22 protein-coding genes are annotated in these 23,967 nt (G+C 52.0%); 10 read left to right on the forward strand and 12 right to left on the reverse strand.

The window, feature by feature from the left end:
• Positions 1–13: 13 nt before the first annotated feature.
• Positions 14–583 carry a Uma2 family endonuclease gene (locus tag AMR42_RS03010; RefSeq protein WP_099531992.1) on the reverse strand — a complete coding sequence of 190 codons (570 nt, stop codon included), beginning with the start codon at positions 581–583 and terminating at the stop codon, positions 14–16.
• 258 nt (positions 584–841) lie between these two features.
• On the opposite strand from AMR42_RS03010, the gene AMR42_RS03015 reads away from it, so the two are divergent.
• Together AMR42_RS03015 and AMR42_RS03020 are read left to right on the forward strand one after the other, a co-directional pair.
• The gene (locus tag AMR42_RS03015) at positions 842–1,003 is read left to right on the forward strand and encodes a hypothetical protein (protein ID WP_368670713.1); all 162 of its coding nucleotides are present in this window, start codon (positions 842–844) and stop codon (positions 1,001–1,003) included.
• A 101-nt stretch (positions 1,004–1,104) separates the two neighbouring features.
• On the forward strand, positions 1,105–1,452 hold the full coding sequence (locus tag AMR42_RS03020) for a helix-turn-helix domain-containing protein (protein ID WP_368670714.1): 348 nt from the start codon (positions 1,105–1,107) through the stop codon (positions 1,450–1,452).
• Positions 1,453–1,689: 237 nt separating this feature from the next.
• Here AMR42_RS03020 and AMR42_RS03025 read toward each other — a convergent pair whose 3' ends face one another.
• Positions 1,690–3,459, reverse strand: a complete 1,770-nt coding sequence (locus AMR42_RS03025; protein ID WP_099531993.1) for an ATP-dependent endonuclease — start codon at positions 3,457–3,459, stop codon at positions 1,690–1,692.
• Between the two features lie 236 nt (positions 3,460–3,695).
• Between AMR42_RS03025 and AMR42_RS03030 the strand changes: the two genes are divergently transcribed.
• Together AMR42_RS03030 and AMR42_RS03035 are read left to right on the forward strand one after the other, a co-directional pair.
• Positions 3,696–3,935: a DUF2283 domain-containing protein gene (locus AMR42_RS03030; protein ID WP_099531994.1), complete on the forward strand. Its 240-nt coding sequence runs from the start codon at positions 3,696–3,698 to the stop codon at positions 3,933–3,935.
• Between the two features lie 65 nt (positions 3,936–4,000).
• On the forward strand, positions 4,001–7,786 hold the full coding sequence (locus tag AMR42_RS03035; protein ID WP_099531995.1) for a hydantoinase B/oxoprolinase family protein: 3,786 nt from the start codon (positions 4,001–4,003) through the stop codon (positions 7,784–7,786).
• A 20-nt stretch (positions 7,787–7,806) separates the two neighbouring features.
• Here AMR42_RS03035 and AMR42_RS03040 read toward each other — a convergent pair whose 3' ends face one another.
• Together AMR42_RS03040 and AMR42_RS03045 are read right to left on the reverse strand one after the other, a co-directional pair.
• Positions 7,807–8,142, reverse strand: a complete 336-nt coding sequence (locus AMR42_RS03040) for a XisI protein (protein WP_099531996.1) — start codon at positions 8,140–8,142, stop codon at positions 7,807–7,809.
• Positions 8,143–8,169: 27 nt separating this feature from the next.
• Positions 8,170–8,538 (reverse strand): helix-turn-helix domain-containing protein, encoded by a 369-nt coding sequence (locus tag AMR42_RS03045; protein ID WP_099531997.1) that lies wholly within the window; start codon positions 8,536–8,538, stop codon positions 8,170–8,172.
• 126 nt (positions 8,539–8,664) lie between these two features.
• Between AMR42_RS03045 and AMR42_RS03050 the strand changes: the two genes are divergently transcribed.
• Positions 8,665–9,225, forward strand: a complete 561-nt coding sequence (locus tag AMR42_RS03050) for a cupin domain-containing protein (RefSeq protein ID WP_143472907.1) — start codon at positions 8,665–8,667, stop codon at positions 9,223–9,225.
• A gap of 213 nt (positions 9,226–9,438) precedes the next feature.
• Here AMR42_RS03050 and AMR42_RS03055 read toward each other — a convergent pair whose 3' ends face one another.
• On the reverse strand, positions 9,439–9,939 hold the full coding sequence (locus tag AMR42_RS03055; protein ID WP_099531998.1) for a hypothetical protein: 501 nt from the start codon (positions 9,937–9,939) through the stop codon (positions 9,439–9,441).
• A 489-nt stretch (positions 9,940–10,428) separates the two neighbouring features.
• Here AMR42_RS03055 and AMR42_RS03060 point away from each other — a divergent pair, with 489 nt between their 5' ends.
• Positions 10,429–11,475 (forward strand): bifunctional heptose 7-phosphate kinase/heptose 1-phosphate adenyltransferase, encoded by a 1,047-nt coding sequence (locus AMR42_RS03060; RefSeq protein WP_099531999.1) that lies wholly within the window; start codon positions 10,429–10,431, stop codon positions 11,473–11,475.
• Positions 11,476–11,608: 133 nt separating this feature from the next.
• Here AMR42_RS03060 and AMR42_RS03065 read toward each other — a convergent pair whose 3' ends face one another.
• Positions 11,609–12,643 (reverse strand): DUF4325 domain-containing protein, encoded by a 1,035-nt coding sequence (locus AMR42_RS03065; RefSeq protein ID WP_099532000.1) that lies wholly within the window; start codon positions 12,641–12,643, stop codon positions 11,609–11,611.
• A 279-nt stretch (positions 12,644–12,922) separates the two neighbouring features.
• Here AMR42_RS03065 and rfbB point away from each other — a divergent pair, with 279 nt between their 5' ends.
• Complete coding sequence (gene rfbB, locus AMR42_RS03070) at positions 12,923–14,038, forward strand: dTDP-glucose 4,6-dehydratase (protein ID WP_099532001.1); 1,116 nt, start codon at positions 12,923–12,925, stop codon at positions 14,036–14,038.
• A gap of 243 nt (positions 14,039–14,281) precedes the next feature.
• On the forward strand, positions 14,282–15,649 hold the full coding sequence (locus tag AMR42_RS03075; RefSeq protein WP_099532002.1) for a Fic family protein: 1,368 nt from the start codon (positions 14,282–14,284) through the stop codon (positions 15,647–15,649).
• Positions 15,650–15,655: 6 nt separating this feature from the next.
• Here the strand turns inward: AMR42_RS03075 and AMR42_RS03080 are convergent, their stop codons facing one another.
• The gene (locus tag AMR42_RS03080; RefSeq protein ID WP_099532003.1) at positions 15,656–17,458 is read right to left on the reverse strand and encodes a proline--tRNA ligase; all 1,803 of its coding nucleotides are present in this window, start codon (positions 17,456–17,458) and stop codon (positions 15,656–15,658) included.
• A 135-nt stretch (positions 17,459–17,593) separates the two neighbouring features.
• Here AMR42_RS03080 and AMR42_RS03085 point away from each other — a divergent pair, with 135 nt between their 5' ends.
• Both AMR42_RS03085 and AMR42_RS03090 read left to right on the forward strand, forming a co-directional pair.
• Positions 17,594–17,887 carry a nucleotidyltransferase family protein gene (locus AMR42_RS03085; protein WP_099532004.1) on the forward strand — a complete coding sequence of 98 codons (294 nt, stop codon included), beginning with the start codon at positions 17,594–17,596 and terminating at the stop codon, positions 17,885–17,887.
• Positions 17,884–18,213 carry a DUF86 domain-containing protein gene (locus AMR42_RS03090; RefSeq protein ID WP_099532005.1) on the forward strand — a complete coding sequence of 110 codons (330 nt, stop codon included), beginning with the start codon at positions 17,884–17,886 and terminating at the stop codon, positions 18,211–18,213. The genes AMR42_RS03085 and AMR42_RS03090 overlap by 4 nt, the downstream gene beginning before the upstream one ends.
• Positions 18,214–18,465: 252 nt before the next feature.
• Here the strand turns inward: AMR42_RS03090 and AMR42_RS03095 are convergent, their stop codons facing one another.
• The 5 genes from AMR42_RS03095 to metE form a co-directional block, all read right to left on the reverse strand.
• The gene (locus AMR42_RS03095) at positions 18,466–18,933 is read right to left on the reverse strand and encodes a hypothetical protein (protein WP_099532006.1); all 468 of its coding nucleotides are present in this window, start codon (positions 18,931–18,933) and stop codon (positions 18,466–18,468) included.
• Between the two features lie 101 nt (positions 18,934–19,034).
• The gene (locus tag AMR42_RS03100) at positions 19,035–19,754 is read right to left on the reverse strand and encodes a hypothetical protein (protein ID WP_099532007.1); all 720 of its coding nucleotides are present in this window, start codon (positions 19,752–19,754) and stop codon (positions 19,035–19,037) included.
• Positions 19,755–19,766: 12 nt separating this feature from the next.
• The gene (locus AMR42_RS03105; RefSeq protein ID WP_199858069.1) at positions 19,767–21,146 is read right to left on the reverse strand and encodes a hypothetical protein; all 1,380 of its coding nucleotides are present in this window, start codon (positions 21,144–21,146) and stop codon (positions 19,767–19,769) included.
• A 100-nt stretch (positions 21,147–21,246) separates the two neighbouring features.
• On the reverse strand, positions 21,247–21,681 hold the full coding sequence (locus AMR42_RS19730) for a hypothetical protein (protein ID WP_143472908.1): 435 nt from the start codon (positions 21,679–21,681) through the stop codon (positions 21,247–21,249).
• The gene (gene metE, locus AMR42_RS03110) at positions 21,665–23,914 is read right to left on the reverse strand and encodes a 5-methyltetrahydropteroyltriglutamate--homocysteine S-methyltransferase (protein WP_099532008.1); all 2,250 of its coding nucleotides are present in this window, start codon (positions 23,912–23,914) and stop codon (positions 21,665–21,667) included. The genes AMR42_RS19730 and metE overlap by 17 nt, the downstream gene beginning before the upstream one ends.
• Between the last annotated feature and the right edge of the window lie 53 nt (positions 23,915–23,967).

Consider the following 23,967-nt stretch of genomic DNA (forward strand, 5'->3'; position numbering starts at 1 on the left):
CGAAATGGGCCTTTCAACCGGGCAATGATACGTCTTCGTACAAATCGCTGATCATTCCTTGCCAATCGATGCTGTGGAAAAACACGCGATCGCCCGGGCCATACCACTCCAAAACCCACCGATTATTGTCATCGCGGCGAAAGCACTCCACTCGCATCTTATCCTGACTAATTAGCACATATTCTTTCAGGCTTTCTAAAGCAGAATAGTTGAAGAATTTTTCGCCGCGATCGCGCAGTTCTGTACTGTCAGAAAGCACTTCAATAATTAATTTAGGAAAGCACTTGTAATAATCTGTATTTTGGTCACGTGGGTCGCAGGTGACGAGCAAATCGGGATAGTAAAAGCAATTGTGGCGATCGACTCGCACTTTCATATCACCGGTAAATAGCTGACAACCTTGCTGGCGAACAGATTTCAGGAGCAGCGCCGTTAAGGTTGCCACGATCGTGCAATGGGCACTACTCGCACCCGCCATCGCTACAATTTCTCCATCAATATAGTCATGCTTTTGGGTGGATTTTGCCTCCTGTTGTAAATAGTCATCGGGGCTAAGGAAATATAAATCCTGTTGAGCAATCATGGACTTGTTAATTTCTCCTGATCAATTGCTTTCAGTGCGACATCGATCCTAACTTCAGTGTAGCAATGTGGTTGAGATGATTTGCTAGAACCAGTCATAGGGCGTAACGGTGACTATCAACCTTTAGGATTCCGTCGGCTAGAGGGATATCATTTACGGAAATCCAGACCTTTGAGACGATCGAGGGCATGGGAAAAGCCGGCCGCGTTTTGAAACAAGTGCTTGAGGATCACGAGGTGAAGCCAATACTCCCTTGCGATGCAGATGGAAATTGAACGCACCAATGTTTATCGCTGGTGCAAGGAAATTCGCGATCCAACCGCTGAAACACTTTTGGAAATTGTGAAGGCCTTGAAAACACTCAAGCCCGAAGCAGCGCGGGACTTTGTGCAGCGCTACCTTGGCGAAGTGGTGGAATAGTTGATCGCCCTTGCTAGCTCCCCGCTGGATTTGCCAACCCTCATCAATATCACGGTCACATCATTCAATATTTCGTAGGGTGTGTAGGGCAACGCTTGCTTATGCCCAAGATCTCGTTTTTGCCCTACGCACCGCTGCAACCGGAATTGATCGACGGTGCGTGGGAGAAGTACGATTACGATATTTACCGGATTAGCTTCTTTAACAGGATTGGGGGCATGGGAAGAGCAGGAAAAGCCCTCAAATCCGTATTAGACCAGCACAACATCAGCCAGAACCGGCTGGCGGTGCTGTTGCAAGTTGATCGGTCAGTGGTTTTTAAGTGGTTTCACGAGCAGCGCGACCCTACGGCTGAGACCGTTGTGGAGATCGTCACAGCTTTGAAAGGATTGAACCCCGAAGCTGCCCGCGACTTTGTGCAGTGCTACTTGGGCGAGCTTTTGGAATAGCCGATCGCCCTTGCCAGCTCACCGCTGGATTTGCCATCCCTCATCAATATCACGGTCACATCATTCGGTATTTCGTAGGGTGTGTAGGGCAACGCTTTCTTATTCCCAAGATCTCGTTTTTGCCCTACGCACCGCTGCAACCGAGATTGATCGACGGTGCGTGGGAGAAAATGCCAGCGCGATCAATTTTCAGCTCAATAAAATCTTTCAACACATCATATTCACTAAAGATCAACATTACGATGAAATTCTGAAACATTCAAGTTTCTCAATTAAACTAACCAAATCATTTGGTATATCGCTGCGCGAGAATTCATGGATGATTTGGAAGTCTGTAAGGGTTACACTGTACTTTTCTTGTAACTCATCTCTCAAGGCTTTTAAGACTTTCTTGCCAGATATGATTTCCATTCTTTTATGCATGTCCTGCCATTTTCTGTCGAACCAATTGATGGTTTCTGTTGTGATCGTAGATTGATCTTTGCCAGTTTTTCTTAAAAAATCAATCCTCTTGGTAATATATTGTCCTTGAATTGTATTTTTCTCTTGGCTAGTAATTCTATCTAAGATATCTGCAATTGTTTCATGCCTATTGATAGACTCTAGAGATCGTTGTTCACGATTTCTAATTGCTTTATCTAAAGCAATTTCTAGAACTGAAGGTACTAACAAGTAATTTTCAATTTCTTTGCGTTTGTGTATGACAGCCAGCTGTAGATCAGCTCTTAGATTTTTAAGTATCTCTTCGATTTCTTCATCACAGCAAAAATCTCGATCATATATTGCAGCAATAGGTATATTTGCACCTAGAGTGCTTGACAACCTTCTTGATAAGGCTCTAATTTCATCACGAGACGAAAATCCTCCCGATTCAAAATGAGTGAGATTGTTTCCAGATGCTAATTCTCTATACCCAAGACGGCTAGCAAATCTTTTGATTATCTTATAATCACTACTACCTTCAGTAAATATTATCTTTCTTGTTCTGGCCAATTGCGTCAATGTAATATTTTGTGCTGATCCTAAGCTTTCAACAGCCTTTTGAATGCCTTCTATATCTTTTAAGCGATTGGCATTGTGCTGCCTCTTATCAACTAGAAGTATTTCACTGGGATCAGCTTCACTCATGATTTCAAGCGAGTGTGTTGCCAAAAGCACGTCGGCATCCAAACTTCTTAGAATTCCTAAAAGCTGCCTTTGTACATCTGGGTGCAGGTAAATTTCTGGTTCGTCAATTATGACAATGCTAGCTTCTCGCGAGCGGGACAAGTGCGTCAAGAGCTGACACCAGATTTGAAATCCAAATCCTGACCAGTAGATTTCTCTTGTGATTCGATCTTCAGTACAAAACATAGATACTTTGTCGTTAAGAAGCTCAGGACGTTTTATTTCCATACCTGTCCAGGTCTTGGAGACTAAATCAGCAAAATTATCCCAATTCTCAGGAAAATATATCCAATAATTTCTAAAATGCCTGGAAGCTCTATGCGTGTTCAAGGCTGACTTGACTGTGTTTTCATTTACTAAAATTTCGTTGCTTTCAAGTGGTCCAAGAACCGGAACAACTTGAATGTTAATAGGGAATTCTTGTTTGAATTTTTTAGGACTAGAGATAACTGCCTCTGGTGTTTCCCATGTTAAGATACAACCACCTTCACTTGGAAATAGGAGTATTAGTTTGTTTTTGTTTGTCAACTTAAATTCGACACTACTGTCTTGGTCATTGTAATCATTTGAAATATTTTCTAAAGGAACACCAATATTTTCCTGAAGAATTCTATGACCCTTTAATATCGGATGTGATAGAGATGAAGTGGAAATTCTTTCTGGACTTCTAGAGCATGCTCTTCTTAATGCTGTGCTTAAAATTCGAAAGGCATTAATAATAGTTGATTTTCCAGAGTTGTTGGGGCCAACAAGAATATTCATATCTTGTAAGCGGATAGAATAATCCTTGAACGCCTTGAAGTTCAAGAATCTTACTGAATTTATTCTGATAATGCTCATTGTTTGGTCTTATCCTGACTTGGAAATTTGATTATCTCTAAATAGTATGTTGAGTGGCTTTTGTCTAAAATCATCACCATGGATAGTAACAGAGATAATTGTGGAGATGATTATTCAGTTAGTATAATACCTGGCTCGATTAGCCTGTGATAAGTCTAGACTAGGTGCGTGTGCTGAGGCACAGCATAGATCAGCGTTGGTAGTTTCAGATCGATCGCAGCGTGAGGAACCGTTGAATGGACTCAACCCTGAGCCTTAGTTACGATCGCACGGGTGACAGCCTCCTGATTGCTATTTGTCCGCCCTATCCCGAACAAGAAACCGAAGAACTGGGTGATGGTTTGCTCGCACGGTTCAACCCCGACACCAACGACATTGAAGCGATCGAAATCTTCTGCTTTTCCCAACGCCTCCAAACCGATCGCCCCCTGCAACTTCCCCTTTGGGCCGATTTGCGCCTCGCGATCGCCCCATAGCGCAACGGACTAACCGATCCGCTCCTATGATGAATCGAGGTTAGGCGCTTCGGGTGGGGTAAAGCATGGATCAGCGTTGGTGGTTTTGGATCGATCGCGGGGGCACGTTTACCGACATTGTGGCGCGGCGGCCCGATGGGCGGCTGGTGGTGCATAAGCTGCTGTCGGAAAACCCCGATCGCTATGCCGATGCGCCCGTCCAGGGGATTCGCGACCTGATGGGATTGGCCGCCGATGAGCCGATCGACCTGGCGCAGATTGGGGCGATCGAGATGGGAACCACCGTCGCCACCAACGCCCTGCTGGAACGCAAAGGCGATCGTACCGTGCTGGTGATTACCGAAGGATTTGGCGATGCCCTGAAGATTGGCTACCAAAACCGACCAGATATTTTTGCGCTGGAAATTCGCAAACCCGCGCCGCTCTATGAACGGGCGATCGAGGTGCGGGAACGGTTGAGCGCCCAGGGTGAGGTGGTGCGGCCCTTTGATGCGGCGGCCCAGGCGGACTTGTTGGCGCAACTGAAAGCGGCGCGGGCCGAGGGTTGCACCAGTTGCGCGATCGCCCTGATCCATGGCTATCGCTACCCCCAGCATGAGCACATCGCGGCGGCCTTGGCGGAGGCGGCGGGCTTTGAGCAAATTTCCATTTCTCATCAAGTGAGTCCGCTGATTAAGCTGGTCAGCCGCGCCGAAACCACCGTGGTTGATGCTTACCTGTCGCCTGTGCTGCGGCGTTATGTGAACCAGGTGCGATCGACCCTGGCGGGGCCAGACCATGAGGCCTTGGCGGGCAAGCTGTTTTTTATGCAGTCCAACGGCGGGCTGACCGATGCCGATCGGTTCCGGGGCAAGGATGCGGTGCTGTCGGGGCCGGCGGGCGGCATTGTCGGGGCGGTGCAAACCTGCGTGGCGGCAGGCTTTGAGCAAATCGTCACCTTCGATATGGGCGGCACCTCCACCGATGTGGCCCACTACGCGGGCGAGTATGAGCGGCAGTTCGAGACGGAGGTGGCGGGGGTGCGGCTGCGGGCCCCGATGATGGCGATCCATACGGTGGCGGCGGGCGGCGGCTCGATTTTGCACTTCGATGGCCAGCGCTACCGGGTGGGGCCGGACTCGGCGGGGGCGAATCCCGGCCCGGCGGCCTACGGGCGCGGCGGCCCCCTGACCGTCACCGATTGCAATGTGCAGCTTGGGAAGTTGCACCCGGACTTTTTCCCGGCGGTGTTTGGCTCCGAGGGCGATCGCCCCTTGGACAAGGCGATCGTGGCGGAACGGTTCGCAGCCCTCACGGCGACGATCGCCCAGGCAACCGGCGACGGCCGCAGCCCGGAAGCGGTGGCGGCGGGGTTCCTGGCGATCGCGATCGAGAAAATGGCGGCGGCGATTAAGCAAATTTCCGTCCAGCGCGGCTACGATTTGGCGCACTACACCCTCTGTTGCTTCGGCGGGGCGGGCGGGCAGCACGCTTGTCTGTTGGCGGAAGCACTGGGGATGACGCGGATTTTTATCCATCCCTACGCCGGGGTGCTGTCGGCCTATGGAATTGGGCTGGCGGATGTGCGGCAAATTGGCGAACGGGCGATCGAGCAGGTTTTGGAACCGGTGGCAATCGCCGCGCTGGAGCCGATTTTTGGCGACTTACAAAAGTCCCTGGAGCCGCAATTGCCGGGATTCCAGGAGGCGATCCGCACGGCGCGGCTGCGCTACGGCGGCACGGATTCGCCCCTGGTGGTGAGCTGGCCGGCGGCCACGGAACCCGACCCGGCGGGCTGGTTGCGCGATCGCTTCGAGGCGATCCACCGCCAGCGCTACGGGTTCGCCCTACCCGACAAGCCGGTGGTGATTGAGGCGATCGCCCTGGAGTTGGTGCGCCATAAAGATCTGCCGCCGGAACCGTTGCTGGTGGCCAGTCGATCGACCCCGCCGGAACCGATCACGACGATTTGGATCTATACGACCGATCGCTGGCAGGATGCGCCGGTCTTTGGGCGATCGGCCTTGCAACCGGGCGATCGAATCGTCGGGCCAGCGGTGATTGTCGAACCGACGGGCACAAATGTGATTGAACCGGGCTGGGTGGCCACCTTGGGCGATCGGGGCGGCCTGGTACTGGAAACCCTCGCCCCAACTGACCCGGACAAGGGGCTGAAGCCCCTTGCTGCCAACCGTTCCGATGATCTAGTCGATCCATCCGCAAGTCGGCTCAATCCTGAAGACAAGGGGACACAGTTCATCAACGCCCCAAATTTCGACAGCAAGGGGCTTCAGCCCCTTGTCTCCGACGACGAGCCAACGCCGCAGCCGGATCCGGTGCGCTTGGAAATTTTCAACAACCGGTTCAGCGCGATCGCCGAGCAGATGGGCGCAACCCTGCAAAACACCAGCTATTCCGTGAATATCAAGGAGCGGCTAGACTTCTCCTGCGCCCTGTTCGATCGCGCTGGGCAACTGATCGCTAACGCTCCTCACATTCCTGTCCACCTCGGCTCCATGGGCGAAACGGTCACAGCCCTGATGGCGGCGCGGGAGTTGCGGCCCGGCGATGTGTTTGCCAGCAACAACCCCTACAACGGCGGTACGCACCTGCCTGATATCACGGTGATTACGCCGGTTTGGTTGCGATCGCCCGCCGGAGTTCTGAGCGATCGCCCGGATTTCTTCGTCGCCTCCCGCGGCCACCACGCGGACTTGGGCGGCCTGACCCCGGGATCGATGCCGCCCCACAGCCACTCGATCGCCGAAGAAGGCATCCTGTTTGACTTCCTGCCGATCGTCCGCGCTGGGGAATTCCTAGAGGCTGACGTTCTGGCGCAACTGGCTGACAATTCCTATCCCGCCCGTAACCCGGTGCAAAACCTGGCGGACTTGCAGGCGCAAATTGCCGCCAATGAGCGCGGTTGCCAGGAATTGCAGCGCCTGGCGGACACCTACGGAGCCGCTACGATCCAAGCCTACGCCGGGTTTGTGCAGGACAACGCCGCCGCCTCGGTGGAACGGGCGATCGCCCAATTGCGGGACGGGCAAGCGACGATCGCCCTAGATTGCGGGGCGCAAATTACGGTGCAAGTGCGGATCGATCGGGCGCGGCGGCGGGCGGCGATCGACTTCAGCGGCACATCGTCCCAACAGCCGAACAACTTCAACGCCCCGATCGCAATCACCAAAGCCGCCGTGCTCTACGTGTTCCGCACCCTCGTGGCGGATGAAATTCCCCTGAATGCTGGCTGTTTGCGCCCGATCGATTTGACCGTGCCACCCGCCAGCCTGCTCGATCCCCGATCGCCCGCCGCCGTCGTGGCCGGCAACGTGGAAACCTCCCAAGCCGTGGTCGATGCGCTCTACCAAGCCCTCGGGGTGCTGGCCAACGCCCAGGGCACGATGAACAACTTCACCTTTGGGAGTGATCGCCACCAATATTACGAAACGATCTGCGGCGGCGCGGGGGCGGGCGCAACTTTCCCCGGAGCCGACGCGGTGCAAACGCACATGACCAACTCCCGGCTCACGGATCCCGAAGTGCTGGAGTGGCGCTATCCGGTGCGGCTGGAGTCCTTCCAAATTCGCCCCGACAGCGGCGGCGCGGGCCGACAGCGCGGCGGCCACGGCGTGATCCGCAAACTGCGCTTTTTGGAACCGATGACGGCGGCGATCGTCTCGGGGCGGCGATCGACCCAACCGGCGGGCCTGGCCGGTGGCGCACCGGGTCAACCGGGCCGCGCCTGGGTGGAACGGCTGAACGGGGCGATCGACTCCCTCGGGGCGACCGATCAGGTGCAGGTACAGGCAGGCGAGGCGATCGCGATCGAAACCCCCGGCGGCGGCGGCTACGGCCGATTGGAGAACTGATTCTGTTTAACGAAAACTGATTAGGCGATCGCATAACCGCTAAATTGGCGGCGAAAGGGGGATTGAAAACCCAACACAATATCCGAAGCAGGCACGCCCTGCTCCATCAGCCGCTTACCGATCGCCATTTCAGTGCCGTTATGTTGCACCCAAATTTTTCCATCTTTAATGTCTAGGTGCAAAATCAAATTAAAAATTCGCTGATCCTCTTCCCAGCCAATATAAGTTAACTGGTAGTGATGACGTTCTGGGTCACAGATAATCACGGTCTCCACGTCATCCGACTGACAGTAGGGATGGGCTTCTTCCATCAGTAGATCTTGAATTACTTGATGGTATTTCTGTAGCTTATCCATTGCTCAATCACCTCTTGCAGCGGGCAATCAATAATCTGAATTAGCGGAACTTGAATCTAAAGCATCCGAGAGGCGAGCTTCAGGAAATTGCTTCAGGCCCCAGCGAGCGATCGAGCGCAGCACAGGACGCAAACTTTCGCCCGCCTCCGTAAGTTGGTAATTCATGCGGCGAGTGTGATTGCTGTAGGGCTGTTTGGTAATCAGCCCCAGGGCTTCCAGAGACTTCAGGCGGCTGGCCAAAATATTGGTGGAAATTCCCTCGGGCGATTCCAAAAACTCCTCAAAGCGCTGCTTACCAAAAAACAGCATGTCCCGAATGACCAGCAGCGTCCACCGATCGCCCAGGAGATCCAGCGTACAGGCGATCGGGCAGTGAGATCGGTGGTCAACCGCCATAGCACAAGGCTCCAAAATTCATTCCCGTTCAGGAATTTACAACTTTTTCAAGTCTCCCTTGCATTTTACAAGTAACCCTGTTAGTTTGATTTTGACTTGCAACTTGCAATTTAAAAGTTAATCGCCATGTACCACGCCCCATCCAACACCCAACCCACAGCCCAGACCGGCCCAGACTTTGCCGTGACCCACGCGGGGCCGCTTGCCAACCTCGAACAGTTCACCTTCACCCTCAACCTGGGCGATCGATCGCTGCCAACGCCTGGAAAACTGTTCTTGAAGGATTTACTAGGGTTAACTGGGGCAGAAATTTCTGTTAATAGCCTTTCGCCCAGAGAGTCGCTGCTTTTCTATCACAAGCATCAGCAAAACGAAGAAGTTTATCTCTTTTTGGCAGGGGAAGGAGAATTTCCAGTCAATAACTGGGTTTTTCCAGTCCAAGAAGGCAGCTTTGTGCGGGTTAGTCCCGATGGTGAACGCTGTTTGCGCAATCGATCGCCCGTCGATCGCCTAGTTTGGATTGTGGTACAGGTGCGTGCTCAGTCCTATTCCTCGGGGAGCACCACGGAGGATGGAATCATGGTTCCCAAGCGGGTGAGTTGGATGGGCAAACAGGTGCTTAGCCCTGATAAAGTTCCAACGTCTCAACAAGGGCTAGATTCTGCACAAGGTGACCGTGGAGCTTAGAAAAATTCAGCTACCCAGCGTTTACCGAGTGTTAACAAAGGCAATCCATTTCCAGCGATCGGGCGATCGCAAGCACAATCACAGAACAGGAATCTTGTTGGACGATCGATCCATCAACAGAGAAAAGCAATCAAGCGCAATCCCCTAACGTTGCTCCACCATCCAACAAGTTTTTCATCTCAAACTCAATCGACTTGCACACTAACCAATACACTACTTACCGGCACAGTAGGTATTCACTTCCTTGACCAAGGCGCTTTCGTCCTTCGCCGCCGTTTCTCCCATCTTGCTGGCCCCGGTCACATCTTCCTGCAATTGCTTCAGCCGCTTCAAGCTTTCAGGACTCGGCTTTTTCGTCTTTTCCATTTCCTCCAATGCGCCGCCCACTTTGCTGGAAGCGGTGCTCAAGTCCGAATAGATTTTGACAAACCGTCCCTGAAAACCCTTCAGGGTCTCATCGGCCACTTCCACAGCCCCAATTTCTGTCGATAAGCCACTCAGATCCGTGGACAGTTTCTTCATCGCCGGGGCATCCATCCCCTTAATGCTGGAGCTGATCTGCTGCCCTTTGTTCACAACGGCAATCAGCTTATTACATTGGGCGACTTTGCTTTCGCCACAACCCACCAAAGCTAAGGACAGCACCGCAGAAGCGGCCACTAATCGCCCAGCAGATAGGGATTGACCAAGGCGATGCATCAGGGTGAAAGACATGGGTAAAACACTCCTCAAATGGAAGTCATTTTGAATGATCTAAAAAATCAGCCAATTGCGCTAGCCACGGAACCCAAAGCTTATCAAAATTTTCGGAAATTAACACAGTTGACAAGCACAATGCTGATTGTCCACAATCAATCACTACAAGAAATTGAATGATGATTGATATTTCGATTCAGTCAAGTCTTGATCGCAAGAAATCGTTTCCTGAGGTTGATGAATTTTGGAGAATTTGGATCTAATCAGAGTTCCGTCTTAGGTTGCGCAATCCCCGGCGGAATACGAATTGGTTGTTCACGAAAACCAGCAACTCATCACTCAAGAACCATGGCTAGCCGTTAAAGGAATCGATCTTTTTTATTTTTATTACCTATACGGACAGGCTTAACTGTTCGCAGAGTCTTGGAATGAATGGAATGTGGTTTCAGCAGTGATCCTGATGTGCTGATAGCCTATTCTATGCTTGCGATCGTAACCTTGCCCCCTATGACTTTTGATCCAGACTTCATGCCGTTGTTGCGCCGATCGACCGATCGACTCTTGACCCTGATCGATCGCTTCGGGGAAGCGCAGGTGTTGGTGGTGGGCGATCTGACCTTGGATGAGTTTCTGACGGGATATGTGGAACGAATTTCCCGAGAAGCGCCAGTGCCGATCATCCGCCACGAACGAACGCGCCAAGTGCCCGGCGGCGGGGCCAATGCGGTCTATAACCTAGCTAAGCTCGGGGCAAACGTCCAGGTTGCTGGCTTTTTGGGGGACGATGTGCAGGGGCTGGCCATGCGTCAAATCTTTGAGGCGGCGGGCATTGACACCACCGGGGCGCTGGTGGAAGCGGCGCGACCCACGGTGACGAAAACCCGGATTTCGGCCCACTCGCGCCAGTCCGTGACCCAACAGATCGTCCGGTTCGATCGCAAATCTGACGATCCCCCCACAGCGGCCGACTGCGATCGCCTGGCTGAGTTTGTGGCCGATCGCGCCCCCAAGGCCCAAGCGGTGGTCTGCTCCGACTACGGCGATGGGGTGTTTTCCAGCGGCGTAATCCAAGCGGCCCTGACCGGCCAGCCGGTGATCGTTGATGCCCAAAAGGAACTGACCCGCTACCGGGGAGCCACGTGGTTTACGCCCAACCTGCCGGAAGCGGAACAGGAAGCGGGCTTTGGCATCACCGACCAAGAGAGTTTACTGAAGGCGGGGGCAACGCTGCTGGCCAAAACCGAGGCGGAATACGTGTTGATCACCTGTGGCGAGTCGGGAATGAGCTTGTTTGGGCGATCGGGCGACGTGTCCCACATTCCCGCCTTCAACCGGGCGGAGGTCTTCGATGTGACCGGCGCGGGCGACACGGTGGTGGCGGCCTTGACCTTGGGCTACGTGCTGGGGGCCACGCCCTGGGAAGCAGCGGTGCTAGGCAACTTGGCCGCCAGCCTGGTGGTGCGTCACATCGGTACAGCTACCACCAGCCGGGATGAGATGAAACGGGCCTTGAAAGCTATGCTCGATCGCGGCGATAGCCCCGAATTTACCTAAAATCCGCCTAAATTGTTGAACTGACAGCGGCCAGACAGGGAGTTTCAAGTCCCTTGTCTAGTCGCTATTTCATCTCAAAAAACCAGAATCTAGTGACAGTAATGATGGCTTCTCCACCACGCCAACAATTCCTTTAGGGATCAGTACTTTCTGCCCTGCGGATCATCTGTTCGACCTCCTGATTGGTATTCAGACACACAAGCTGCATTTCTGGATGCTGCCTTTTAAAGACTCGAAAAACCTCATCTGCAAATGCTTGCCCGATTGCATCTACTCCAGCAAAATTAAAGACCACTACTTTAAATTTATCAACACCAGCCAACAATCTTTTCGCTTGAGACCGTGAGACTAATTTTTCATTTCCATATTGAGCTAGACGAACAGGCACAACGGTTTTTGTAAAGGCATAGTCATCGCCGGAGGAGAAACTATCAAATACCTGCTTAGAAGTTCTCGAAGTATTGTTATTGAGCTTCATAAAGATAGCCGTGCCAGATTTAAAATCACTTTCTCCCGAGATCCAATCTTCTGCTTCACTGAATTGATGTGAAAAATGGACACTTCCAGACAAAATCGCAAACTCATCAAACATCCGTGATGTAAAAAAAATCCCTTGACCAGTGTGACGCTCTGGGTCAGTCGTCAACTTACCTTTTGCTAATTCAAGAACTGCATGGCGTTCGTCATGTAGATACAGCTCTCTCTGAATTTTTTTGAAAATCCCTTCTCCGTCATCATAAATGATGATTTGGGTATCAATGGCTGTTCTTTCTAGTTGAACAACGACTGTTTGGCCAGATGAGTGATCGATGGCATTGTTCAGCATCTCAGTAAAGCCATAAGCCCAAATATCCTTGACGTTATCTGGTAAGTCTTTAACTAAAGGTCTAATATCTGCATCCCAAACAATATCTTCCGCAAGATTCTTGCTTAGATCATAGGTTTCCATCCATTTAATTTGTGGATGTAGCTGATAATGCTTTTTTCTCGCAGAGCCTGTAGCAACAAGTGCTTTCTGCTCAACCAGATGTTGAATATGTTTATTGATAGCTTGCCTACTAACACCAAATTCCTGAGATGCCAAAGCAGCTACATCACTTGGATATTTTTCAACATTCTCCAAGATGAATTGGCGAATCTGCTCACCCCGCTTCCGAACTTTCGACATTGCCCTTCAAGCCTTGCTTGTCAACTTTATGTGGAAGCATTGTCAACTTAATTATGTTTTATTGTCAACTTACTGTGTTAATTCATCACAAAACATAAGTTAATCTGATGTCTTGCATTGATCAAAGCAGCGCGGGATACATGCTCTATACGTTTCGGTATCGACTGGACTACAACGCCCAATACGGCTCTAGCCTTGTGGTTGTTGATGGTTGGTTCCTGTCTGGTAGGTTTTGTTTGTTGATCTCGACATGCGATCCCTGATCGAAATTCACCCACCATGACTGACTCGATCGCCCGTTCCCCTCGCCGCATCATCATCACGGGTGGTGCGGGCTTCATTGGTTCCAACTTTGTCCGCCATTGGTGCGATCGCTATCCAGGCGATCGGGTGGTGGTACTCGATGCCCTGACCTACGCGGGCAACCGGGCTACTTTGGCCGATCTCGAAGGGGCCGATCGACTGCGGTTTGTCCAAGGCGACATCACTGATCGGGCTTTGATCGATCGGCTCCTGAGCGAAGAGCAAATCGACACGATCGCCCACTTTGCCGCCGAATCCCACGTCGATCGCTCCATCCTCGGCCCCGGCGCATTTGTGCAAACCAATGTGGTCGGCACTTTCACTTTGTTGGAAGCCTTCCGCCAACATTGGCTGGCGGCGGGCAAACCGGCCGATTGGCGCTTTCTGCATGTGTCCACCGATGAGGTCTACGGCTCCCTGGGCGAGGACGATCCCGCCTTCAGCGAAACCACGCCCTACGCGCCCAACAGCCCATATTCCGCCTCCAAGGCTGGCAGCGACCACCTGGCCCGCGCCTACTTCCACACCTACGGGATGCCCACGATCATCACTAACTGCTCCAATAATTACGGCCCCTACCATTTCCCGGAAAAGCTGATCCCGCTGATGTGCATCAACATCCTGCTGGGCAAGCCGCTGCCGGTCTATGGCGATGGGCAAAACATCCGCGATTGGCTCTACGTGGAAGATCACTGCGGCGGGATTGATGCGGCAATCCACAAGGGCCAACCGGGTGAAGCCTACAACATTGGCGGCAACAACGAGGTGCGGAACCTGGACTTGGTGAAGTTGCTGTGCGAGCTGATGGATGAGCTGGCCCCGCAGCATGGCTGGCACCTGCCCCAGCAGCCCAGTAGCAGCCTGATTACCTTCGTGACCGATCGCCCCGGCCACGATCGCCGCTATGCGATCAATGCCGAAAAAATCCGCACTGAGCTGGGTTGGGAACCCTCCGTCACCGTCGAAGAGGGATTGCGGCGCACGGTCACTTGGTATTTGACGAACCGCAGTTGGTGGGAACCGCTGCTCTCGGCCGATTACCAAACCTATTACCAAAAAATGTACGATCGCCGCCCGGAAGCGGTGGGCTAATCGTAGGTGCAGGGGGCGATCGCCTCGTTAACCCCAACCCTAATCTGAGCGATCGCCACAACCCTGTCCATCCCTGGGAACAAGCCAGGATCACGGGGGCTGGGTGAGGAGACCCCGCCCCTGCGACTGATCGGTTGGGAGAACGAAATCATCGGAGTTTCAGGCGATTTGACGACAGTCCCTACTACCCTGTGATTATGCTTAAAACTCAAAAATTATTTTTTGCGGTCAACGAGTCGAGCAATGGGCAGAATCAGGACACCACGAACCTTTGAGCAACTCAGCGCAGCAATTTCCTTTGAGCAATGGTCGCCCCTGCTGTCGCGCTATGGCGTGATTGATGAGCAAGGCCGCTATCTGCATTGGAATGACTTTCAGTGGCGCGTTCAGCCCGGTGACGATGCACAAGCCGCTTGGCTAGCAACCAAATGGGCTAGGGGAATGATTTGCCAAGACATTCCGATCTTGGTGGCGGAGGGCGATCGCCCCTTTCGGTTTTGTATGCCCAATTCCCTGCTGGCCAACTTGCACCACATTGATCGAATGACCGGCTTGGGTGACAAAGTGGGCGACACGGCCGCGAGTTTCCGCACTGACGAAAAACATAGCTACTTGGTCAAGAGCCTGATCCAAGAAGAAGCGATTACTTCATCACAGTTGGAAGGCGCTTCAACGACTCGGGCTGTGGCTAAAGATATGCTTGAAAAAGGATTAGCTCCCAAAGATAAATCGCAACGGATGATTTTTAACAACTACCAATTAATGAAAAAGGTGGTTGAGCAAAAGTCCGAACCATTATCGATTCATTTCATCCGTGAACTGCACCAAATTGCCACGGATCAGGCGATTGAAAATCAGGCAGTTCCTGGAGAATTCAGAACAGACAATCAGATTTTTATTGCTGACGCTTATCAAGAAACGATTTTCCAGCCGCCCGACTGGGAAACTATTCCCGATCGCCTAGCAGCCCTTTGTACGTTTGCCAACGGCGACTATGGCATCAATAATGCCAGGAGCTTTATTCATCCGGTGGCTAAAGCGATTATTCTGCACTTTATGTTGGCTTATATTCACCCCTTCGGCGATGGGAATGGTCGCACTGCCCGCGCACTGTTTTATTGGAGTGTGCTGAGGGCAGGCTATGGCGTTTTTGAATATATTTCCATTAGCAAATTTATTCAGTCCAAGCGCGGTGACTACGATAAAGCGTTTATCTATACGGAAACTGATGATTTTGATTTGACCTATTTTCTTTATAACCAAACGGAAACGATCATCAAAGCAATCCAAGCTTTGCATGACTATTTGGAACGCAAGCAACGAGAGTTTTATGAATTTATGGGCTGGATCGATCGCAGCCCGATCGCCAAGACCCTGAAACGCGGTCATTTGGAAATTTTAAAAGCAGCTTTCAAGCAGCCCGGTCGGGAATTTACCGCCAAGCAAACGGCTACGGAATTTGGCATTAGTGAAAATACGGCCCGCAGCTATCTGAATCGATTGGTGGCTCAGGATTTATTGATTGAGGCGCGATCGAAGGTGGAAAAATCAACCGTTTATATCGCGCCCGCCAATCTACCGACCCGCTTGCAATTGACCGAGTTGCCCTAGCGATCGCTATGCCTGCAAGGCTTCGGTGATTTTGGTTTGCAACGTGCTGACCAACTCCGCGATCGCCACTTCTTCGGCCGTGCCCGCGGCGCGGGTCACTAGCTCCACCTTGCCTTGGGCGATCGCCCGGCCCGTCACCACTCGGAACGGAATCCCGATTAAGTCAGCATCCTTGAACTTTACGCCGGCCCGCTCTTCCCGATCGTCCAGGATCGTTTCAATCCCGGCGGCGTTTAGGTCGCTGTAAAGCTGCTGGGCGATCGCCATTTGATTTTCGTCCGCGATGTTTGGCACGGTGACGATCGCTTGGTACGGGGCGATCGCCACGGGCCAGATCACGCCATTTTTGTCGTGGGACTGTTCCACCGCCGCCTGGGCAATCCGCGACACCCCCACGCCATAGCAGCCCATCCAAAAGGGCTGGCTCTCGCCGGATTCTGTCGTGAAGGCCGCGCCCATGGCCTGGGAATATTTCAACCCCAATTGGAAAATGTGACCGGCTTCGATGCCCCGCGCCGATTGCAGAATTTGCGAGGGGTCATGCAGCGCCCGATCGCCCGGCCGCGCCAAGTCCAGCTCCACCACCTCCGGCAGTTGGTATTGGGTTCCCCAGTTCGCCCCCACCACGTGATAGCCCGGTTGATTCGCGCCGGTCACAAAGTTCTGAAGCTGGCTGGCGTTCGGATCCACGAGCCGCAGGAATTGGGGAGCCGTGTCCTTGGCCGCTGCGATGTGGTCGTCGCTCAAGTCCGGTGCGATGTAGCCCAGGGGCAAGGGTTTGGCGGTCCAGGCGGCTTGGGCCTCCGCATCGGGCACTTTCAGGGCCAGCACCTTCGTACCGCCGTAGTTCGGGGCCCGCTGGGTGATCGCGTTGAACAGCTTCACCTCGTTCACGTCCCGATCGCCCCGAATGCTCACCAGCACCAGCACCCGCTTGCCGTTATCCAGCACGGCTTCATAGAGTACGTTTTTCACCACCTGGGTCGGGTCGCACTTCAGCACCTCGCACAGCCGGGCGATCGTGGTGGTGTCGGGCGTTTCCAGGGTTTCAAAACTCGTAAAAGACGAGGGAACCGCATCCACCGGCTGCGACACAGCCTTTTCCACGTTGGCGGCGTACTGCTCATCTTCCGTGAACAGGATTTCGTCTTCGCCCGTGTCCGCCAGGATCATAAATTCCTGGGAGGCGCTACCCCCGATCGCCCCGGAATCCGCCTGCACCGGCCGGAACTTCAGGCCACAGCGGCGCAGCATATTCCGATAGGCCTGATCCATCGCGTCGTAGGTTGCTTTCAGGCTTTCGGGCGAGGTGTGGAAAGAATAGGCATCCTTCATAATGAATTCGCGACCCCGCAGCAGGCCAAAGCGCGGGCGAATTTCATCGCGGAATTTGGTTTGAATTTGATACAAATTCACCGGCAGTTGGCGATAGGAACGAATCAGTTCCTTGGCCACGGTGGTGATCACTTCCTCGTGGGTGGGCCCCAGCATCAGCTCCCGATCGTGGCGATCGCTCAGGGTAAAGGCGATTCCTTCTGCTTTGTACACATCCCAGCGGCCGGACTCCTGCCACAGTTCCGCTGGTTGCAATTGCGGCAGCAGGCATTCCTGCGCGCCCGTCGCGTCCATTTCCTCGCGCACAATCTGCGACACCTTTTGCAGCACGCGCCACATCAGAGGCAAATAGGCATAAATCCCGCTACCGATTTGGCGGATGTAGCCCGCGCGCAGCAACAGCTTGTGGCTGGTGACAACGGCTTCGGCGGGGTCTTCACGAAGGGTGACGAACAGGGCTTGGGACAGACGCATAAAACAGCCAGGAGCAATGCACAGTCCAGAATATCGCAGTTGGGGCGATCGAACAGGGCGATCGCGCGGGTAATGGGGTGAGCCTGACGCTTGGCAAGTCGATCCATTACGATCGGAATAAAAAAATGATAGCCGATGACACTCAACGACTTAACCCCAGTGCTCAGAGCGCGCATCAAAGAAATTGCGGCTCAACACGGAGCCTACAATGTCCGAATTTTTGGCTCCGTTGCCCGTGGGCAGGCTGATCACCATAGCGATCTAGATCTATTGGTGGATTACGATCTCAGTCGCATTAGTCCTTGGTTTCCGGTGGGGTTGATTCGAGATTTAGAAGACTTACTCGCCATTAAAGTTGATGTGGTGACTCCTGCCGGTTTGAAAGATCGAATTCGTCAAGAGGTTTTACAAGAAGCCTGCCCCTTATGAGAAATGACCTTGAGCGAATCAAAGATATCCAAGAGGCTATTCAAAAAATAGAAAAATATGCCCAAAGAGGTGAGAAAGAGTTTTTTGAAAATGAATTAATTCAAGGCTGGATCCTACTTCAGCTACAGATTATTGGCGAAGCGGCAAGAGCGATCAGCAGGGAAACCTATAATCAATACCCGAATATTGCTTGGCGTGATATTGTTGACTTCCGAAATCTACTGGTTCATGAATACTTTAGAGTTGATCTAAGAATTGTTTGGAGAGTTGTTGATCAAGAAATTCCTGAATTGAAATCTCAAATTCAAGTCATTCTTGACTCATAATCCTATCAAAAATAGTAGTGCGATAATCCAATAGTCAGTAGGTTAGGTTGAGCCTTGCGAAACCTAAGGACAGAGATTCATGTAAAGATCACTGGTGACAACGGCTTCGGCGGGGTCTTCACGAAGGGTGACGAACAAGGCTCGGGACAGACGCATAAAACATCCAGGAGCAACGCACAGTTCAGAATATTGCTGTTGGGGCGATCGGGCAGGGCGATCGCCCCAGAAGCCGACAGACCGCAGCCAGTTTCACTAGAAATTCAGACCGATTCCAGATTGCCCCACCTCAGCAGCATTCGGTTGTTCAAGACGAAATTCATCTTGAATTCGGCAAACTACTTGATAACTTTTAGGAGGCGAAATGGGCAAAGCGCGTAAGTACAAAAAAGCGGCTTGAGCGCCAGATTCCAGCAACAAAACCAGATCGGTTTCGGGGTTATAGCTGTCAACGGCTTGCAAGATGTGACCATTGATATGGTGATGATTCAAAATAACCATGTCAGGAAAGGCTAGCCAAGCATTTAAAAATGCTGCGAGCCGTGGTCTCACAACATAATGGGTGCGAAATGTTTCTCCTGTAATATTGAGTTGCGGTGAATTCAAGCTACAAATAACTGCACCTCGTCCTCCCGCCAGATAATTACTCCAAGCGTTATATCCCAGAGCAATTAAATTTGTGGCAACAAAGGACTCCTGCCAATCAGAAGAAGATGTCGCCATACAAAAACTCCAATTCGTCACAACTTCAAATCAAAAACCATGGTCGAAAAAGTTGAAAAATACGATTGTCAGTGATAGAATCCAAGCCGCTGCCTGACCAGCTATCGATAACTCGGCAGGGCATCGTTAGCAATTTCAAAAAATGCAGGCTGAATCGCACGGCGGGTTTCTACCAAATCAGAAGCACCTTGATAGAGCAAGCTATCTGATGCATCCAACCAACGTTGAGGCTTCCCAGAGCGTCCTGCTTCAGGAATCCGCAAGCCATCAACAAGCCAACCAACGGTATCTCTTCTGAGACGGTCTAAGGAACTGCTGTAGGTCAATCCCAGATCATGAGCTATTTGGCGATGCACAGCCGCATGGACAGACTCATCACCAGAAATATCGCCCGAGATGATTCCTAAAACCACACCACCAAACATCCGAAGCAAGGGCAAAATCACAAAGAAAACAGAATTTTCTAATACAAAGGCCTTAACCAGCGGGTGATCAGGATGATTAATCCATTGCTGGTGAATTTGCTTGGCTGTTTCTTCATCTCTATCTGTCGTTAATTGATAGATTTGAGCGGCCATGCCTAATACTTTGTCGTGCCGTTCCTCGTCCAGAATATTAGAGCGCAGACATTCAACTGCTGTTGCTGGAAGTGTCGTTTTACCCCAAGCATCGTCTAGCCATTCCGCCACTTCTAATTCAAGAATGCGCAGAGCCAGGGCCCGCCCCAAAACTTGATCCGCCCCCGGCACTGTATTCATTTTTTCGCCACAAGTGGGTGTCCAAGAGCGCTTACGAGCTAATTGTTCAGTGTAAAAGTCCATCAGAGGTCCTTTCTATTCAGCACAAGCAACACATTCGTCGGCCGCCAGATCGCAAGTGACCTGTTTCTGTTGAATGATGGTTTTATCAAGGGCAGCCTGCTGACGGACTGGTAATCGATAGTAGGTTGTCCAGAGTGCCGATCGCATCCATTGTTCTAGGAAAGCTTGATCAATCACCTGGGTATCCCAAACGTTAAAGGAGATCGAGTGAGCCTGTCCCGTCGCTTCCATACTTTGCTGCCAACAATTGGCCAATCGGAAATAGTCCTCATACCCCACTTCTGAAGCAATTTCTACTCGGGGATGATGATCATAGGTTTGAATCCCAAAAACGCCACTGTAGCGATCGACTTCACAGGCGATCGGGGGGCTAATTTCCGGTGTTGTTGTGTAGCCGTCGCGATCAACATAGCGATAAGCACAGGAAGCCGTTGGCGCAATTGTTAGACTGCGCTCCATTCCCTTTTTTCGGGCCCAAGCCGCAGCGCGATCGAACCCTTCAATCAGACTGCCCACTAATCGATCGGCTTTGGTTTGATTTTTGGTGTAATCGATCGGCCGCAGGCGCAATTCCCAAGCTTCAACTAACTCACGATAAGTAATCCCTTCGATCGCCAAAAGCGATGCCAAGCCGATTACCCCCAACCCCACCTGTCGATCGTGTTTGGGCGATCGATAAAGGCCGCTCTCACCCACACCAGTCACAGGGTGAATTGCACAGAGCATCTTCATACCATGCTCGAAAGCATCAGGAATATCCTCAATGCAGCACATTCCCAAGTTGACATGCTGCAGCAAACAGGTTCCCCGTGACGGCAAGAAGATTTCATTGCAAACATTGCCATACAGCAAATTTCCCGCAGCGTCAGTCCGAGCTTTAGAGAGCCACAAACTGCCGGATTGCATTTGCTCCATGATGTCATTCAGGTATGGCAATTGCAGCAAATCATCATGGACAATTAGCGTGCGTTTAGCCCAAGGCAGGCGATCAATTGGAATATTAATAAAGTCCTGAGCATCGGGGTGATGACTATCCAGATGCAAATTGACCGCTCCGTTTTTAAATCGGCCGCCCCGGCGGATCGTCTCATTCAGAACACTGTAAATGCGGGCAAAAGATGTGGGGCCAGAGGCCGTGACATTCGGCGAAACCGTACCAGCGGGCCGCAGCGCTGACAAGTTGATCGCGACACCGGCCCCATAGCGGAGGGCCTGGCTCGTGAAATGCCAACTGTCTTCGATGCCATCCGGGCCATCCATTCGATCCTGCACAGCCAGAACCGTGCAGCTCACGGGCAATCGCCCCGCAGGATCATGTAGCCAATGATCCACTCGCCCTGTCACTGCCACGGTGGGATGGTCTGCCAATGCCAAAATTGACTGCTTATTCATAAATGAAAGAGGACACAATGAACTAGCTCATTCATCGAGCTGATAGGCCGAATCAATCATCAACCTTGAAATTTTTGGTGTTAATTCAGCTCCTATCGAGTTAAGAAGCCAAATTAAACTCTGACCAGCGATCGCAAACTTGGTGATAACACTCAGAAGGCGCAATTGCTAGGTTTTGCAGCCAGTCAATCTCAACCTCTTGACCGTGCTTGACCAAAATCAAAATTTCTCGATCGGGTGCATAGGTTTTGATTGTGTTCAACAGGCGATCGATTGAACTAACAGGCACAAGGCAAAGGTCAAGGTATAAAGCAGCAAGGTCAAACGGAATATATTGCACAGACCTTGCTGTTACATTCTCAATCCATCCCAAGCGAGTAGTCACCGCTTCTTTCGCCACACAAGCCACGATTCCTCGTCCATGTTTGAGGTAGCCCTGCCATGCAACATAGCCGATATACAGGAAGTTTTCCTGAATAAAAGTAGGTGACTCAACAGTCAGGTCAGGCAACCTTGAACTAGTGGGATGAACCATGAATTTCTTCCCGTAGCTTTTGCGTGGCGAGCACCATATTTTTGAGCGCAGGAAGCACTTCTTCCCACTGGCGAGTTTTTAGCCCGCAGTCAGGATTAATCCAGGTTTGCTGAACAGGCAAAAGATCAACACCAGTGCGCAACTGTTGGAGAATTTGCTCCACACTGGGAACGCTTGGGCTGTGGACATCATAGACCCCGTTCCCAACTTGATACTGATATCCAGCATCCGTAATTTCAAAGAGCGTTGCGTTGTTGCTGCGGCTATTTTCAATGGATAGAACATCAGCATCTAGACGCTCAATGTGCTCAATAATGTCTCCAAACTCGGAATAGCACATGTGCGTGTGAATCTGGGTTTCAGCCTTCGCGCCACCGGTGGCTAATCGGAACGAATCCACAGCCCAACTGAGGTACTCATTCCACCGGGCAGATTTCAAGGGCAACCCTTCCCGGAGAGCCGGTTCGTCCACTTGCACCATGGCAGCTCCGGCGGCTTCCAAATCGGCAACCTCATCGCGTAAAGCCAGCGCAATCTGCATGGCCTGTTCACGGCGCGGGAGGTCAGCTCGGGGAAATGACCAATTGATCATTGTGACCGGGCCAGTGAGCATTCCCTTCACTGGCTTGTTTGTCAACGATTGTGCAACTCGAAACTCCCGAACGGTCATGGGTTGCAAGCGGGACACATCACCATAAATGATGGGTGGGCGCACACAACGACTGCCATAACTCTGCACCCATCCATCCGTTGTGAAGGCAAAGCCCTGGAGTTGCTGTCCAAAATACTCCACCATGTCAGTCCGCTCAAATTCACCGTGGACTAGCACATCTAGCCCAACGTCCTCTTGGCGCTTGATGCACTCTGCAATCTTGGTATCGATCGCCTGGTGATAGTCTGTTTGGGAAATTTCTCCCTTTTTGTATCGGAGCCGCAGTTGTCGGATGTCTTGGGTTTGAGGAAAAGAACCGATCGTGGTGGTGGGCAAGGGGGGGAGTTTGGGCTGTCGATTCAGTCGTTGTTCATAGGGAAGGGAACGCTGAAAATCCTCTACTTTTAGGGTTTGCAACACGTCGCGCACCACCGGATTGGGCAAGTTAAAGCGCTTGAATGCCTGCCAACGCAACTCGATCGCCGCTTGCTCATGGGCAATGTCTTGTCCGTTGAGGCCCTTGGCCAGCAACACCACTTCCGTTAACTTTTGCTCCGCAAAGCTGAGGACATCGCGCAAGGGTTGGGGGAGTTGAGTTTCGCAGGTTGCATCATGGGGAACGAACTGGAGCGACGCGGAGGGCTGAACGCGCAAATTTGGCGTGATTGCCTGCAATTCCTGAAGCAGTTCCAGCAGACCCTTGGGTTCAATTGCCCAAACGCTCCGCCCGTCCACAACACCAGCCCCAAGCACTTTGTCGCGAGGAATGCCATGGGCTTTCACTAAAGACAGATTGTTGCCTCGCGTGAAATCGAGGCTAACTCCAGCTACCGGGAGCTGCATCACCCAGCCATAGGCATCCCCCAGATCATCAAAGTAGGTCACCAGTTGAATCGGCAGCCCCGCAGTTGCTAGCTGATGATAGGTATGTTTAATGGCAGTTTCTAAATCGCCGGCATGACTGGTCACCAAGGCTGGCTCATGGAATTGCACCTCGGTGATTCCCAGAGATTTCAACTGCCCCAGCAGGTCAAGGTAGAGAGGCAGCAACCGATCCAAATCTGAGTAGAGATCGTTGGAGCGCCGACTGAGGGTGAGCAGCGTGACCGGACTGAGGATCACGGGAGTCGCCCGATCGCGGAGAATGAGCTGTGCTCGCTTGACCGTTGCCAGAAAATCATCGAAATTGGCCGCGGGAGCAAGATCAGACTCAATTTCGGGCACGAGATAGTGATAGTTGGTATCAAACCATTTCGTCATTTCGAGGGCAGGAATCCCGTCTTTGCCCCTGGCCATAGCAAAGTACTGATCAATGCCTGTGAACTGCCGAAACCGAGCGGGAATTAACCCCAGGCGCACCGACCAATCTAGAACGTGGTCGTAAAGAGTTTGGTCTCCGACGGCAATTCGATCGACCCCAGCCTTTAACTGGGTTGTCCAAGCGTGGGTTTCCACGGCTTCTACGACCGATCGCAAGGCGCTGATCTCACACTTGCCATGCCAAAAAGACTCTAGGGCCTTTTTGACTTCACGATTTTTACCCATGCGGGCATAGCCCAAGGTGGCGGTTTGAATAACCATGGGAATCGAGGCTCCTGAAATTTTGTGAAATTTTGTGAAATGTTGAGTGACGA

It is taken from the genome of Limnothrix sp. PR1529, assembly GCF_002742025.1.
GTDB lineage: Bacteria > Cyanobacteriota > Cyanobacteriia > CACIAM-69d > CACIAM-69d > CACIAM-69d.